Here is a 13,824-nt window from a genome sequence, read left to right on the forward strand (position 1 = left end):
GGGAATCCCCTTGGCATCCGGCGGATCACGAGTGATGCTTCTCCCACGATGACTGTTGAAATCAGGGAAGCGACCGCTGACGACTGGCCGGCTATCTGGCCGTTCTTCCACGAGATCGTCACCGCCCGCGAGACGTACACGTACGACCCGGACCTCACCGAGGAGCAGGCCCGCGAACTCTGGATGTCGCCGTCCAGCTCGCCGCTCGCGCGGACCACCGTCGCGGTCGATGCCGACGGCACCGTTCTCGGCAGCGCGAACATGTACCCGAACCGTCCCGGTCCCGGCTCGCACGTGGCCAGCGCGAGCTTCATGGTCGACCGGAAGGCCCGCGGCCGGGGCGTCGGCCGCCTGCTCTGCGAGGACATGATCGCGTGGGCCGGCCGCTCCGGGTTCCGCTCGATCCAGTTCAACGCGGTCGTCGAGACCAACGAACCCGCCGTACGTCTGTGGCAGTCCCTCGGATTCCGCATCGCCGGCACCGTCCCTGGAGCCTTCGACCACCCGACGCTCGGGTACGTCGGCCTGCACGTGATGTACCGCCCGCTGCCATGAGTCGGGCCCGCCGGATGTGGAAGGCCCTGGAGCCGTACCACGCGATCACGTACTTCTCGCCCGAGACACGGAAGGCGACCGACGCGCTCGGACTGAAGGGCGGCTGGATGAGCTACTTCGGCTGCCGCGCCGCGCCTCTCGGCCCGGTCGGTCCGGAGATCGTGGCCGCGGTGTTCTACAACTTCCACCCGGCGATGGTCGCGCGATCACTCCCGGATGGGTGGACCTACGCCACCCCGGCTCAGCTCCTCGAGGCTCGCCTGACGGCTGTGGACAACGCCGTCCGTCGGCTGTTCACGGAATCTGATTTGGGGCAGGCAGCTTTCGGGCGGGCGGCCGAGCTGGGTCGGCGTGCGGCGGAGCTCGCACCGGTTGCGGGGCGACCGATCGCGGCGGCCAACGCGGCGTTGGAGTGGCCGGACGAGCCGCACCTGGTGCTCTGGCAGGCGACCACGATTCTGCGGGAGTCGCGCGGTGACGGGCATGTCGCGGCGCTTGTCGCTGCCGACCTCACCCCGTGCCAGGCGCTGGTGACACTGTCCGCGGCGGGTGGACCATCGAAGGAGATCTTCCAGCTCAACCGTCGGTGGAGCGATGAGGAATGGTCGGCCGCCTCAGACGACCTGCGAAGTCGTGGCCTGCTGGACACCGACGGAAGGCTCACCGAGCGCGGGCGCGCGGTGCGGCAGCAGGTGGAGGACACCACGGACTCGTTGGCTGATCAGGGGTGGCGAGCACTCGGCGACGAGCTGGCCGCCGAGTTGCACGATCTCGTTCGTCCGCTGAGCGCCGTACTGATGTCCGACGGCCTGATCCCGGCCGATAATCCGATGGCTATGCGCTGGGACTGACCCGAAGGCCGGCCTCGGCTGCACGTAGCACCGCGGCCGTGAGTGCGTCGAGGACGTCGGACTCGAGCTTCCAGTGCTGCCAGTACAGCGGTACGTCGATGTACTTGCCCGGGGCAACTTCCACCAGACGGCCCGCGGCGAGCTCGGGTCCGGCGACCTGATCCTCGATCATCCCCCAACCGAGCCCGATCCGGATCGCTTCGTGGAACGGCGCCGACGCCGGGATCGCGTGCGACGGCGGATCCAGCTTCCGCCGGGTCACCTTGCGGACCAGCCGGTGCTGCAGCACGTCCTTCTCGTTGAACACCACCATCGGGGCCTCGGCGAGCGCCTCCGGCAGCGGCTTCCCGGCCAGCCAGCGTTCGGCGTACTCCGGGGTGGCCAGCGGCAGGTACCGCATCTTCCCGAGGCGTACGACGCGGCAGCCCTGGACCGGTCGCGGGTCCGCGGTCACCGCCGCCAGGACCGTGCCGTTGCGGAGGTACTCCGCCGAGTGTTCCTCGTCCTCCTGATGGACCAGGAACCGGGCGTGATGGGTCCGGGACAGATCGAGCATCGCGGGCAGGAACCAGTTGTTGAGCGAGTCCGCGTTCACCGCGATCGGGATCCGCTGTGCGTCGACCGTGCCGCGGACGGCGGCGATCGCCTCCAGTTCGAGCAGCGAGACCTGGCGAGCGAGCCGGAGCAGGGCAGCACCGGCCGCGGTCGCGCGAGCGGGCTTGCCGCGCATCACCACGACCTGACCGAGCCGGCTCTCCAACGCCTTGATCCGTTGACTGACCGCGGACGGCGTGACGCGCAGCCGCCGGGCCGCGGCGTCGAAGCTGCCCTCGTCGAGGACCGCCACGAACGTCTCGAGCTGCACGGAGTCGAACTGCATGATGAAGCAATCCTAATGGTGCGTGAGAATCTTTAGCTGGTTTGAAGCGGGTCGGCTGCATACCGTCGAAGACATGCCCCTCCTCGCCGGTTTCGCCACCGCACTGTCGCTGATCGTGGCGATCGGCGCCCAGAACGTGTTCGTCCTCCGCCAAGGCCTGCGGCGCGAGCACGTCCTCCCGGTGGTCCTGACCTGCGCGCTGTCCGACGCGCTCCTGATCTCCAGCGGCATCCTCGGCCTCGGCGCACTCCTGACCCGCAGCCAACTGGCCCTCGACATCGCCAAGTTCGGCGGCGCCGCCTTCCTCTACGCGTACGCGTTCCTCGCCGCGAAACGCGCCTTCAACCCCGGCTCGATGACAGCCGCCGACCACGCCCCGGCCGCCCTGCGCAGCGTCGTACTCGCCTGCCTGGGCTTCACCTACCTCAACCCCCACGTCTACCTCGACACCGTCGTACTCCTGGGCTCGCTGGCAAACCAACGAGGCACCGACGGCCGCTGGCTCTACGGCCTGGGAGCCGTCACCGCCAGCTTCACCTGGTTCTTCTCCCTGGGCTTCTTCTCCCGCAAACTAGCCACCCTCTTCGCCCGCCCAAGAGCCTGGCAGTTCCTTGACTCATCCATAGCCCTCCTCATGACCACCCTCGCCACCTGGATGCTCCTCACCTGATATCCACAGACCGCGGCTCTGGGCGCTACCCCGCACGCCTTCCGAATGGGAGGGTGTTGACCCGTGGACGTGACGGTGTTGTGTGATGCGGTGGCTTTGTTTCCGGAGGGGGTTGCCGGCGCGTTGCCTGGGTGGGGTTTGGAGGAGGCGGCGTGGACTCGGCGGGTGATGGCGGGGAATGTTCGAGGGGATGGGTGGTTGCTGCATTTTCATAGCTATTTGGTGGTGTCTGAGTCGGGTGTGGTGTTGGTGGATGCGGGGGTTGGGCCGGCTGGTGGGGAGGCGGCTGAGTGGTTGGGGGTTGCGGGGCGGTTGCCTCAGTTGATGGGGCAGGTGGGGGTGGAGGCAGCGGATGTGGATGCGGTCGTCTTGACGCACGTGCATCTGGATCATGTGGGGTGGGCGTCCGACGGGGTGCGGGCCGCGTTTCCTCGGGCGGAGTACGTCGTACAGCGGGATGAGCTGGAGCATGTGCGCGGTGGACCGACGTACTCGAAGCGGATTCGGCCGATCGAGGACGCGGGACAGTTGCGGGTGGTCGACGGGGAGGTCGCGCTGCGCGGGATGCGGTTGTTGCCGACGCCGGGGCACACACCTGGGCATCAGTCGGTGGTGACTGAGCGGGCGATCCTCGGTGGTGATGTGCTCGTGCATCCGGCGCAGGCGCGGTGGCCGGAGCTCACGTATGTGTACGAGCGCGACCCCGCCGTCGCCGTCACCTCACGCCGCGACCTCCTTGCGCTGGCAGCCGCAACCGGAGTCCCTATCGCAGCAGCGCACCCACACGCCCCACTGTCGGTCGAGACCGCGCAAGCCCCGTCGCCAGAGACCGGGCTGCCCGTGGACGCCGCCCGGGGCGCGGTATCGGTGGGTGCCGTCGTGGTGGGGTCGGACGGCGACGAGGTGTGCGCGCCGTACCGGCTTTAGCGGTAGCCGGTGGTGTCGGCGGGTTTGCCGGCGTGTTCGACCTCGACGATGTAGCGCCAGGCGTCGGGGCGGGAGCCGTCGAGGTCGGTGAAGTCGTAGACCTTGGCCAGTTCGCCGCTCGACGTGGACTTGCCGTTCCAGCGTCGTACGTCGGGGTCCGCCGCGAGCGCCGCCACCGCGCGGCCGACGTACGACGGGCTTTCGGAGATCGCGAAGTGCGGGATCCGTTCGGTCGCGTCCCGCCAGTTGTCCTCGCGGACACCGAACCCTTCGAGCATCGCCTCGGACCGCAACCACCCGGGCGTGAGCAGTACGGCGGTCGCGTCGTACTTGTCCAACTCGTGCGCCAACGCGAACGCGATCCGCCCGACCGCGCCCTTCGCGACGTCGTAGAAGAACGAGACGCGGTAGTTCTCGGCGTTGAACTCGTTCGTGCCGTCGGTCATCTCGATCACCAGCCCACCGGGTGACTTGATCAGCAACGGCAACGCGTAGTGGCTCGTGATCACGTGCGTGTTCACGCCCAACTGCAGCAACCGCAGACCGCCCTCGAGATCGCTCTCCCACACCGTCTTGTCCCACTCGGGCTCACCGTGCTGACCCCAGATGTCGTTCACCAGGATGTGCAGCGCCCCCTGCTCGCGCTCGATCCGCTCGACCAGCGCACGGACCTGTTCCGGATCCAGATGATCAACGGGTACGGCGATGCCGTGGCCGCCGGCCTTGTCGACCAGCTCCGCTGTCTCCTCGATCGTCTCGGGCCGATTCATCTCGGACCGCCGGTCCCGCGTGCTGCGCCCGGTCACGTACACGGTCGCGCCCGCCGCGCCGAGCTCGACCGCGATTCCGCGTCCTGCTGCCCGGGTCGCACCGGCGACCAGCGCCACCTTCCCCGCCAACGGCTGCATGCCGCCTCCTTATCCATACGTTGTATGATTATGTACCATACGTCGTATGGTTAATGTCGGCAAGCGCTCCGGGCGACCCCGTGCCGGGGAGGAGCGGCTGAGCCGGGACGCGATCCTGACCGCCGCGCTCGGGATCGTCGACGACGAGGGCATCGACGCGCTGACCATGCGACGGCTGGCGGCCACGCTGAAGGTCAACCCGATGTCGCTGTACCACCACCTGCCGAACAAGGCCGCCGTCCTCGCCGGTCTCGCGGAGCTTGTGTTCGCCGGCCTGGAACTCCCCGATCCGGGCGACTCCGTTCCGTGGGACGAGCAGCTCAAGCAGGCGGCCCGCGCCTACCGCGACGGCCTCCGCCAGCACCCGAAGCTCGCGCTGCAGGTGCTGTCGGACACGTCCGCGGTGTCGGACGTCGTCGTAGTCACGATGGAGCCGTTCTACCGGGCCCTCGACCGGGCCGGCCTCGGACCGCGCCAGATCTTCGAGGCCGCGAACACCCTGATCGACTTCATCCACGGCTTCAGCCTCGGCGAGGCGTCGGTGCGCGCGGAAACCTTCGAGCTCGCCCCCGACCTGCTCACCCGGGTCCGCGCACTCCCCGCACACAAGGCCCCGACCCTGACCCGGATCGTCAACGACCTCGGCGCGGACGGCCTCGCCTACGACTTCGACAGCGGCTTCGAGTCCGGGCTGTCCACGCTGACCACCGGCATCGCGGCGACGGCTCGCCGGCGGTAGCGCGAGATCGCGACCCCACCGACACACAGCACGCCGCCGGCGTAAGCGAGCGGCACCGGGCTCTCACCAAGCAGCAGCCACCCGAGGAAGATCGTGATCGGCGGGACGAGGTACGTCATCGCGCCCATCCGGCCCGCCGTCGTCCGAGCCAACGCGTAAGCCCACGTAGTGAACGCGATCGCGGTCGGAAACGCGCCGAGGAACACCACCCACCAGACCGTGACCGGACGCGCATCGGCCGCCTCGCGTAGCAGCGTCGGCCCGAACGGCAAGCAGGCGACGGCACCGATCAGGCACGACAACCAGGTCACCTCCAGCGCGGGCAGGCGAGCCAGCAACGGCTTCTGCGACACGACACCGATCGCGTACGCCGCCGCGGCCACCAGGCACAGCGCCACGCCCCAGGTATCCGCGCCGCCGTGCGACGAGGACAGAGCGATCACCACCACCCCGGCGAACGCGACGACGCTGCCGATCACCAACTGGCGCGGGAACCCTTCGCCCAGCAAGATCCCGGCCAGCAAGGCGATCAGCAACGGTCCGATGTTGACGAGCATCGCCGTTGTCCCGGCGTCGAGGTGTCGCTCGGCCTCGTTCAGCGCCACGTTGTACACCCCGAACCACAGCAGTCCGCACGCCAGCAGAAGCTTCCAGTCCGCCCGCGCCGGCCAGCGCCGCGGCCGGGTGAACACGAAGAACCCCAGCAGCACACTGCCGACCAGCAGCCGCCCGAGCGACAGCGCACCGGCCGACATGTCCTGACCCACATGGCGGATCGCGACGAACGCCGAAGCCCACAACACAACCGTCACCGCGGCCGCTCCGCCGGCGAGCACACCCTGTTTCCTCATACCTTTAGAACGCCCTCATTGGTCATGATGTGAGGCTAGGTATCGGACGCTTCGGCGCTCACCGAACTACGCGGTGACGGCAGCGCGAACGGTACGACGAACGCCGTCAGCAGCACCGGGATCGTCAACGCCGCCACGAGGACCGACATCGTGAACCACACCGATCCGAGCGCGAACCCGCCGTACACCGCGATCGCGGACACCTCGGCGAACAGCCCGGACACCGATGTCACGGTAGCCCGCGCCGGGCCGGTGATCGCGTCCTGCAGGCGCGACTCGGACACCACGATCACCAGTTGCATGAGTCCGTACCCGAGCGCGATCGGCAGGAATCCCCAGGCCGACCGGCTCAGCGATCCGGTCGCGATCAGTACCGCGGTCGCCCCGAGCGCCGCCGCGAAGACTGCCGCAGGCAACTTGTACGCCGGTCCCGCGAGCGCACTGCCGATCGCCTGCGCCGCAACTGTTCCTGCGATCAGCAACGGGATCACGCTCGTCGCCGCGCCGGTCTCCCGGGCAAGCAACGGGAAGTACTCGTCGAACGCGAGAAAGCCGCCGAGCAACGCGACCAACGCAACGGACCGCCGGACCAGCCGACTCGTCAGCACCTCCGCCACGCCTGACCTCAGCATGTGGAGATAGTTGCCGAACGCCGCGCGTGCACCCGGCTCGTCCGACTCCCGGGCCTCCTCGACCGGTCGCGCCTCAGGCAACGACCACGCGACGCCCGCCTGCACGACACAGCTCAGCACGCTGACCACGCCGGCCAACGCGTATCCGCCGAGGTTGAACAGCGGAGTCGCGAGCGCGGTCGCGGCCAGGTTCATCACGAACGACGCGGATCGCGCGCGACCGAGGAGCGTCGGGTAGTGCTCGGTGCGATCCCGCGCGGCGAGTTCGTCGTACACGAACGCCTCGTAGGTCCCGGAGATCAGCGCCGACGACGTACCCCACAGGACGAAGCCCAGCGCGAATCCGGCGAACGACGGGAGCATGATCCACGCGGCGTACCCGACGCCGCTGAGCAGCGCGCCGAGGATCAGCAGCTTGCGCCGTGAGTACGCGTCCGCCCAGGCGCCGGACGGCACCTCGAGAACGAACCCGGTAGCCGACCAGATGACGAACAGCGTCGAGATCTGGGCAGGAGACAGCCCGTGATCGGCGAACAGCAACTGGTACAGCGGGTAGAGCGGGATGAAGTCCTGCAACGCCTCGAAGGCGACGATGCGGACCGACAGCCCTCGGTCAGAGGGTCAGGGGTGCGGGCGCGGAAGTGTCATGTGACGACGATACGGCATAAATCAGGCGCGGATCAGGGGAATTATCGGACAGAGTAGAGCGATGGGAGAGGTCAGCGAACGATTCTGGGCGAAGCTGCCGGACGGTACCCGCGACGCCCTCGTGGACGGGTTGAGCCAGTCGGAGTTGCAGTCCGTCCTGCTGGACGTGACGCGGCGGCGCGCAGCCAAGGTGACGCCGGCGCGGCTCCTGCAGCGCTGGCAGCAGGACCGGTTCGTCCAGCCGTCGACCATCGATCCGCGGGAGCTGGTGCAGACGCAGCAACGCTTGTGGGCGCTGCTCCCGGAGAAGTTCGACGGCGTGCAGCTGTCTCCGGTCACGCCGCTGGGTACGTGTTCGGCGATCGCGACGATCAATCAGCACCAGGTGGTCAGCACGATCCGCGGTACCGAGGTCGCCAGCGATCCGACCAACGAGCTGGCGATCGAGGCCGCCGTACGACGTCGCGCCGGGCAGGAGCGCGTACACCTGGCGGCCTGTCAGCGGGTGGTGCGCGCGCAGCCGTTCGACGGTCCGGGGATGTCCGCGCACTTCGAGCTGTTCGTGCTCGTCTCGAGCGCGCGGGACACCGGGTCGTGCCGGACGGAGGCAGAGTTGCTGATGGACCACCTGAGCTTCTGGCACGCCGTACTCGGCGACAAGGCCGAACTCACGTTCACCGCGTTCACCGAGTCGGCGCTGCGCGACCGGATCGAGGACACGGTCCGCCCTGCGCTCGGTGTCGCGTTCACCGAGGACACCGAGCGGACCAAGAGCGCGGGCTACTACGCCGGCACCGGTCTCGGCATCGACCGCGGCGGCGAAGGGCTGGGCGACGGCGGCTTCACCACGTGGACCGCGGACCTGCTCGGCGACGCCAAGGAACGCTGTCTGACGTCCTGCATCTCGACCGAGCGACTGACCGTCATCGGAGCTTGAGCAGGCCCGCGTCCGTCGGGCGGAAACCGCACGCATCCTCGTAGAAGGCTTTGAGGTGCGGCTCGTAATCGACGTGCAGCCACTCGCACCCGGCCTTGCGGGCCTCCTCGGCCGCGGTCAGCACGAGTTGTTTGCCGATCCCCTGCCGCCCGTGGTCCGGATGTACGGCGGTGTCCAGTACAAACGCGTGGGCACCGCCGTCCCAACACACCTGCACAAAGCCAACCAGTCGATCGTTGCTAAAGGCCCCCACCCAGGTCAGCGCCCATCGCTCCAACCGCTCCGCCCACGGCTGCACCTCCAGCTCCCCCTCGAACGCAGCAGCGTGCAACGCCGACAACTCCGGATCATCCACCGCAAAACGCACGACGTACCTCACAGCATCACCGCCGCAGCTTCGAGGCGAGCGTTCCACTCTCCACCCTCACCATCGGGCAGATCGGACATGCTCAGATACCCCTGCACCATCACCGACGGCAGCACCACGTCCAGCCCGTCGACATCGCCGTACGCCGTCAACGCTTCCGGCCACCGTGCCGGTTCGACGGACGACACCAGGAACCACGCGAGATCCAGTACGCCGGGCGCCGCCGACACGTCCTCCCAGTCGAGCAACGCCACTTGCCGGTCGGGACCGGTTCGCATGTTCTGCGCCGACGCGTCGCCGTGGGCCAACGTCAGTTCCCCTGCCCGCGCCACGTCCGCCTCGGCCTGCAGCACTCGCCCGACCAAGTGCTCGCCGTACGCACGCACCGGCGCGGACAGGTCGGACCGCGCCGCCAAGGTCGGCCACGTGCGGTCGTAGAGCTCGGCGACCAGTACGTCGCCGGCACCGGGCGATCGCAGCCATGCCCACTCGCTGTGCGCTCGTCCCCGCCAGCGGTCGTGGAGTGCGCGGAGCGCTCGTGCTCCGGCGGCCGGCTCGGCACCCGGGGTCCAGTCGGAGAGGTCCTCCAGGACCAGCAGCGTCCCGTCCGGGCCGGACTCCGCCTGGTAGCACTCTGGCACGCGGATGCCTATTACGGGCGCGATGTCGCGATAGAAGCGGACCTCGGACTCGAACATTTGCAGGACAGCGGGGATCGAGCCCGGCGCGGCGGGCGCGCGGCGCTTCACGTGGTTCGGCACCAGGTCAGGCTAGGTACATCGGCCGTTTGGCGTGACTGATTTTCTAGGCGACGAGGGTGTACGCCGTGGGGACGGAGGAGTACGCGCGGGGGCCGGACGGAATGCGGCGGGACGCGGGGTCCTCGACGCGGATCGCGGCGGTCTGGAGACGGATCGGCAGCGTGGACCGGACCGCGGTGGTCAGATCGAACTGCACCTCGGCGAGCAGGTCGGACAGCTCCAGATCGAGCGCCCGGCAGATCGCGGCGAGGATCTCCGAGGACGGCTCCTTGCGGCCGCGCTCGATCTCGGACAGGTACGGCACCGACACCTGGGCCAGCTCGGCGAGCTCACGCAGGGTGATACCCCGCTCGCGCCGCAGCCGGCGGAAAACGCTTCCGATCACCTGGCGTAGCAACACGTCTGGCCCTCCTCGCCTCCGGATCTCCTGTACCGAGTGTGCCACCCCAGCAAGCTCCACCGCCCCGAATCTGCCCTGAGCAGATTCCCCACACCGTTCTGCTCTGCGCAGAATCCAACTTTGAGAAGCCACCAACCACTTTCGCGGCCGAAACATGGTTGGTGGCTTCTCAAAGTCCGGGGAGTCAGGCGTGGGTGAGGGCTTGGGCCAGGTCGGCGGTGAGGTCTTCGGGGTCTTCCAGGCCGAGGCTCAGGCGGAGCAGGGCGTCGGTCGGTTTGGCCTCCGACGCGACCAGGCGGTGGGTCAGGGCGGCGGGGTGCTGGATAAGGGTGTCGACTCCGCCGAGCGAGACGGCGTGGGTGATGAGCTTGAGGCCGCTCGCCACCCGGGACGCCGCTTCGTAGCCGCCGCTGAGCGTGAACGCGAGCACCGCGCCCGGCCCCGCCTGCTGCCGGCCGATCAGCCCGGCCGGATCGGTCAGGCCCGGGTAGTGGACCCGCTCGACGGTCGGCTGCGCGGACAGCCAGTCCGCGACCTTGATGGCGGTCGCCTGCTGCGCCCGTACTCGAACAGGCAGCGTCTGCAGTCCCCGGTGCAGTTCGTACGCCGCCAACGGGTGCAGCAGGCCACCTGTCACAGCGCGGATCTGCCGAAGCCGGCCGACCCACTCCACGCCGGCCGCGACGACGCCACCCATCACGTCGCCATGACCGCCGAGGTACTTGGTTGCCGAGTGCAACACCAGGCTCGCCCCGTGCCGAGCCGGTTGCTGCAGGACCGGCGTCGCGAAGGTGTTGTCGACCAGGACCGGTACGTCACCGGCCGCGGTGGCGACGTACGCGATGTCGACGAGGTCGACGGTCGGGTTCGCCGGGGTCTCGACGATCACCAGGCCGGTGTCCGGGCGGATCGCTCCGGCGACCTCACTCGGCTCGGCGTACGTGACAGTTGTCCCCAGGAGGCCTGTGGACAACAGGTGGTCGGTGCCGCCGTACAGGGGTCGTACGGCGACCACATGTGGACGGCCTGCTGCGACGGTGGCGAGCAGGCACGCGGTGAGCGCGGCCATGCCGGACCCGAAGGCGACCGCGCCGTCGCAGTGTTCGAGCTCCGCGAGCGCGTCTTCGAAGCGCGCGACCGTCGGGTTCCACAGGCGCTGGTAGACCAGGCTCCCGCCGTCAGGCCCGCGACCCTGCGCGAGTTCGTCGTACGACGCTCCGCCGGTGTGGACGTCGGGGAGCGGATAGGTGGTGGACAGGTCGATCGGCGGGACGTGGACGCCGAGGGCGGCCAGGTCGTCGCGGCCGGCGTGTACGGACCGGGTGTCCAGCTGCATCGTCACTGCCTCCTCCACCTGTGGACAAGTGAGGAGACTGTGGAATCTTCTGCGAGATTGGCGCAATAGTTCCGAAGAAAATTCGTCCACAGGGTCATCCACACGCTGTGGATTCTGTGGATGAGCTCTACAGTGGGGGTATGCCGAAGGATCGTCGGAGCCCGGGACCGGCTCCGCGGGCTGCGCCTGGGACTGGGCCTGAAGGGCTCGACGAAGTGGACCGGACGCTGGTCAACCTGCTGACGGCGGACGGCCGGATGCCGAACAACGCGCTCGCCGAGGCAGCCGGCATCGCGCCGTCGACGTGCCTGACCCGGGTGCGGTCACTCCGCGAACGCGGGGTGATCCGCGGATTCCACGCCGACGTGGACCTGGCCGCGCTGGGTCAGCCGCTGCAGGCGCTGATCGCGATCCGGATCGGCGCGCACTCGCGCGACGAGATCGACCGCTTCCGCACGAACGTCCCCCGGCTCCCCGGGGTGCTGTCGCTGTTCCACGTCAGCGGCGCGAACGACTACCTGCTGCACGTCTCCGCGGCGACACCGGACGCGCTCCGGGAGTTCGTGCTCGACCACCTGACCGCCGATCCAGCGGTCAGCCACGCGGAAACGAGCCTCATCTTCGAACACGTCCGCGGGACACCGGACGCGCACCACTCACCAAAGTCGCGGACGCCGGCAAGCTGACGCTCGAGCGACCGGGGGAATCGGTCGTTCGCGCGGGTTGGTGAGTGCTACAGGTCCGCGGTCAGCGCGGCTTCAGGCCCCAGGCTTCGGCGAGCAGCTGGAACGAGCGGCGACGTTCCGCCGGGTTGTGGATATTCGTGGTGATGATCAGCTCGTCGGCGCCGGCGGAGTCGGCGCGGTGACGTAGGTCGGCGGCTACCTGGTCAGGGGTGCCGACGGAGACGAGGCCGGCCCACTCCTCCACGGCTGCCACCTCCGCGTCGGACCACGGGTAGGCCTCTGCCTCCTCGGGCGACGGCAGCGGTCCCGGGCGGCCGGAGCGGAGGCGGAGCATGGAGAGCGCGTTGGCGCGAGCGAGCTGCTGCGCACGTTCTTCGGTCTCGGCGACGATCGCGGCGAGCGCGAGGATCGCGTGCGGCCCGCCGTCGTGCTCGAGGCGCTGGAAGTTCGTCTTGTACGCCGAGATGACGCCGGCCGGATCGAGTGTCCCGAAGTGGCCGGCGTACGCGAATCCGGTCCCGAGCGCGGCGGCCGCCTGACCGCCGTACGTGCTGGATCCGAGGATCCATACCGGCGGCAGCGGTACGTCGTCCGGTTGCGCGCTGATCGGCTCGAACGGATGCCCCGCCGGGAACCCTTCGGCGTATGCACGGAGCTCGGCGTACTGCTCGGTGAAGTCGTCCGCCCCGAGCGCCTCGCGGCTACGGCGCAACGCGAGCGCCGTGCGCTGGTCGGTGCCCGGTGCGCGACCGAGGCCGAGGTCGATGCGGTCCGGGTACAGCCCGCCGAGGACCCGGAACGTCTCGGCGACCTTGAGCGGGGAGTGGTTCGGCAGCATGATGCCGCCGGATCCGACCCGGATCGTCGAGGTCGCGGCCGCCACCGCGGCGATCATCACCTCGGGGCTGGTGCTGACGACGCTCGGGATGTTGTGGTGCTCGGCGAGCCAGAACCGGTGATACCCGGCGGCCTCGGCGGTGCGGGCCAGTTCCAGCGTCTCGTGCAGCGCCTCCGACGGCCGCGTACCCGTCGGCACCGGCGAGAGATCGAGCACGGACAGGGGCATCGGTTCGGCGGTCACGTTGAAGTGCCAACCACCACCTGCGACAACCTATTCCGGGTACGGCGTCTCCGCGCGGGCGTCGCGGAGGGAGCGGGCCCACCAGGCGAGTTGGTGGAGAAGGGCGGTCGCGGCCGCGGTGGTCGTGGGGTCGGCCGGCTCTCCGTCGATGAAGTCCTCTTCGCGGAAGCCGAGGCTGTCGCGGATCGTCACCGCGTGCAGTTCGCCGAAGACGAGCCGGAGCTGCTCGGCCGCACGCAGTCCACCCGACCGTCCGCCGTACACCACGAACCCCACCGGCTTCGCGTACCAAGGCCGGCGTACGGCGTCGATCGCGGTCTTCACGTCCCCCGGGTAGGCGTGGTTGTACTCCGCCGTGACGATCATCACCGCGTCCGCGTCCTCGATCCGCCCCGGCAACTCGGTGAGCGGCACCGTGCTCAGGTCGATCAGGTCGAGCTTGAACTCGTCCGCGCGCTCGACCTCCCGCGCGAACCACCGCGTGACCGCCGTCCCGAACCGCCCGGCGTCGAGATTGCGCGTCAGCACGACGAGCCGGAGCGGATGAACTGTCACAACCAGCGACGCTAATACCTCAACAAGACTTGAGGTCAAA

At 69.0% G+C, this 13,824-nt stretch carries 17 protein-coding genes; 7 read left to right on the forward strand and 10 right to left on the reverse strand.

Annotated elements, in window-relative coordinates:
* The first annotated feature begins 48 nt into the window (after nt 1–48).
* A complete protein-coding gene (locus EV137_RS16245) occupies nt 49–555 on the forward strand; it encodes a GNAT family N-acetyltransferase (protein ID WP_134011734.1) in 507 nt (168 codons plus the stop codon).
* Nucleotides 552–1,406 (forward strand): SCO6745 family protein, encoded by an 855-nt coding sequence (locus EV137_RS16250; RefSeq protein ID WP_134129860.1) that lies wholly within the window; start codon nt 552–554, stop codon nt 1,404–1,406. Before EV137_RS16245 ends, EV137_RS16250 begins: the two co-directional genes overlap by 4 nt.
* On the opposite strand, the gene EV137_RS16255 is transcribed toward EV137_RS16250, so the two are convergent.
* Nucleotides 1,390–2,286, reverse strand: coding sequence for a LysR family transcriptional regulator ArgP (locus EV137_RS16255; RefSeq protein WP_134129861.1), 897 nt, complete (start codon nt 2,284–2,286; stop codon nt 1,390–1,392). The genes EV137_RS16250 and EV137_RS16255 overlap by 17 nt on opposite strands.
* 73 nt (nt 2,287–2,359) lie before the next feature.
* On the opposite strand from EV137_RS16255, the gene EV137_RS16260 reads away from it, so the two are divergent.
* Both EV137_RS16260 and EV137_RS16265 read left to right on the forward strand, forming a co-directional pair.
* Nucleotides 2,360–2,956: a LysE/ArgO family amino acid transporter gene (locus tag EV137_RS16260; RefSeq protein WP_134011728.1), complete on the forward strand. Its 597-nt coding sequence runs from the start codon at nt 2,360–2,362 to the stop codon at nt 2,954–2,956.
* Nucleotides 2,957–3,124: 168 nt separating this feature from the next.
* Nucleotides 3,125–3,883, forward strand: a complete 759-nt coding sequence (locus EV137_RS16265) for an MBL fold metallo-hydrolase (protein ID WP_238175514.1) — start codon at nt 3,125–3,127, stop codon at nt 3,881–3,883.
* Here EV137_RS16265 and EV137_RS16270 read toward each other — a convergent pair.
* The gene (locus tag EV137_RS16270; protein WP_134129863.1) at nt 3,880–4,791 is read right to left on the reverse strand and encodes an SDR family oxidoreductase; all 912 of its coding nucleotides are present in this window, start codon (nt 4,789–4,791) and stop codon (nt 3,880–3,882) included. The two genes, EV137_RS16265 and EV137_RS16270, sit on opposite strands and share 4 nt — an antisense overlap.
* A gap of 46 nt (nt 4,792–4,837) precedes the next feature.
* On the opposite strand from EV137_RS16270, the gene EV137_RS16275 reads away from it, so the two are divergent.
* Complete coding sequence (locus EV137_RS16275; RefSeq protein ID WP_134129864.1) at nt 4,838–5,530, forward strand: TetR/AcrR family transcriptional regulator; 693 nt, start codon at nt 4,838–4,840, stop codon at nt 5,528–5,530.
* Here the strand turns inward: EV137_RS16275 and EV137_RS16280 are convergent.
* Both EV137_RS16280 and EV137_RS16285 read right to left on the reverse strand, forming a co-directional pair.
* Nucleotides 5,452–6,381 carry a DMT family transporter gene (locus EV137_RS16280; protein ID WP_134129865.1) on the reverse strand — a complete coding sequence of 310 codons (930 nt, stop codon included), beginning with the start codon at nt 6,379–6,381 and terminating at the stop codon, nt 5,452–5,454. The genes EV137_RS16275 and EV137_RS16280 overlap by 79 nt on opposite strands.
* A gap of 35 nt (nt 6,382–6,416) precedes the next feature.
* Nucleotides 6,417–7,589, reverse strand: coding sequence for an MFS transporter (locus tag EV137_RS16285; RefSeq protein ID WP_238175363.1), 1,173 nt, complete (start codon nt 7,587–7,589; stop codon nt 6,417–6,419).
* A 133-nt stretch (nt 7,590–7,722) separates the two neighbouring features.
* On the opposite strand from EV137_RS16285, the gene EV137_RS16290 reads away from it, so the two are divergent.
* A complete protein-coding gene (locus EV137_RS16290; RefSeq protein ID WP_134129867.1) occupies nt 7,723–8,598 on the forward strand; it encodes a hypothetical protein in 876 nt (291 codons plus the stop codon).
* On the opposite strand, the gene EV137_RS16295 is transcribed toward EV137_RS16290, so the two are convergent.
* The 4 genes from EV137_RS16295 to EV137_RS16310 all read right to left on the reverse strand — a co-directional run bounded on the left by EV137_RS16295 (nt 8,585) and on the right by EV137_RS16310 (nt 11,462).
* Entirely contained in the window at nt 8,585–8,977 is a 393-nt protein-coding gene (locus EV137_RS16295; RefSeq protein ID WP_134011715.1) for a GNAT family N-acetyltransferase, read from the reverse strand. The two genes, EV137_RS16290 and EV137_RS16295, sit on opposite strands and share 14 nt — an antisense overlap.
* Nucleotides 8,974–9,726, reverse strand: coding sequence for a phosphotransferase (locus EV137_RS16300; RefSeq protein WP_134129868.1), 753 nt, complete (start codon nt 9,724–9,726; stop codon nt 8,974–8,976). Before EV137_RS16300 ends, EV137_RS16295 begins: the two co-directional genes overlap by 4 nt.
* Before the next feature lie 43 nt (nt 9,727–9,769).
* Nucleotides 9,770–10,126: a helix-turn-helix domain-containing protein gene (locus tag EV137_RS16305; protein ID WP_134129869.1), complete on the reverse strand. Its 357-nt coding sequence runs from the start codon at nt 10,124–10,126 to the stop codon at nt 9,770–9,772.
* A 184-nt stretch (nt 10,127–10,310) separates the two neighbouring features.
* Nucleotides 10,311–11,462 carry a trans-sulfuration enzyme family protein gene (locus tag EV137_RS16310; RefSeq protein ID WP_134012488.1) on the reverse strand — a complete coding sequence of 384 codons (1,152 nt, stop codon included), beginning with the start codon at nt 11,460–11,462 and terminating at the stop codon, nt 10,311–10,313.
* Nucleotides 11,463–11,602: 140 nt separating this feature from the next.
* On the opposite strand from EV137_RS16310, the gene EV137_RS16315 reads away from it, so the two are divergent.
* Entirely contained in the window at nt 11,603–12,148 is a 546-nt protein-coding gene (locus EV137_RS16315; protein ID WP_134129870.1) for an Lrp/AsnC family transcriptional regulator, read from the forward strand.
* 61 nt (nt 12,149–12,209) lie between these two features.
* Here the strand turns inward: EV137_RS16315 and EV137_RS16320 are convergent, their stop codons facing one another.
* Together EV137_RS16320 and EV137_RS16325 are read right to left on the reverse strand one after the other, a co-directional pair.
* Nucleotides 12,210–13,229, reverse strand: a complete 1,020-nt coding sequence (locus tag EV137_RS16320; RefSeq protein WP_238175364.1) for an LLM class flavin-dependent oxidoreductase — start codon at nt 13,227–13,229, stop codon at nt 12,210–12,212.
* Between the two features lie 30 nt (nt 13,230–13,259).
* Nucleotides 13,260–13,784, reverse strand: a complete 525-nt coding sequence (locus EV137_RS16325; protein WP_134129871.1) for an NADPH-dependent FMN reductase — start codon at nt 13,782–13,784, stop codon at nt 13,260–13,262.
* Nucleotides 13,785–13,824: the final 40 nt, after the last annotated feature.

The organism is Kribbella pratensis, assembly GCF_004366075.1.
In the GTDB taxonomy this organism is placed as follows: Bacteria; Actinomycetota; Actinomycetes; order Propionibacteriales; family Kribbellaceae; genus Kribbella; species Kribbella pratensis.

Coding starts and splice junctions, on each gene's coding strand:
- EV137_RS16245 (WP_134011734.1), top strand. CDS start 49: ATGACTGTTGAAATCAGGGAAGCGACCGCTGACGACTGGCCGGCTATC.
- EV137_RS16275 (WP_134129864.1), top strand. CDS start 4,838: ATGGTTAATGTCGGCAAGCGCTCCGGGCGACCCCGTGCCGGGGAGGAG.
- EV137_RS16260 (WP_134011728.1), top strand. CDS start 2,360: ATGCCCCTCCTCGCCGGTTTCGCCACCGCACTGTCGCTGATCGTGGCG.
- EV137_RS16280 (WP_134129865.1), bottom strand. CDS start 6,381: ATGAGGAAACAGGGTGTGCTCGCCGGCGGAGCGGCCGCGGTGACGGTT.
- EV137_RS16310 (WP_134012488.1), bottom strand. CDS start 11,462: ATGCAGCTGGACACCCGGTCCGTACACGCCGGCCGCGACGACCTGGCC.
- EV137_RS16315 (WP_134129870.1), top strand. CDS start 11,603: ATGCCGAAGGATCGTCGGAGCCCGGGACCGGCTCCGCGGGCTGCGCCT.
- EV137_RS16270 (WP_134129863.1), bottom strand. CDS start 4,791: ATGCAGCCGTTGGCGGGGAAGGTGGCGCTGGTCGCCGGTGCGACCCGG.
- EV137_RS16255 (WP_134129861.1), bottom strand. CDS start 2,286: ATGCAGTTCGACTCCGTGCAGCTCGAGACGTTCGTGGCGGTCCTCGAC.
- EV137_RS16265 (WP_238175514.1), top strand. CDS start 3,125: ATGGCGGGGAATGTTCGAGGGGATGGGTGGTTGCTGCATTTTCATAGC.
- EV137_RS16290 (WP_134129867.1), top strand. CDS start 7,723: ATGGGAGAGGTCAGCGAACGATTCTGGGCGAAGCTGCCGGACGGTACC.
- EV137_RS16250 (WP_134129860.1), top strand. CDS start 552: ATGAGTCGGGCCCGCCGGATGTGGAAGGCCCTGGAGCCGTACCACGCG.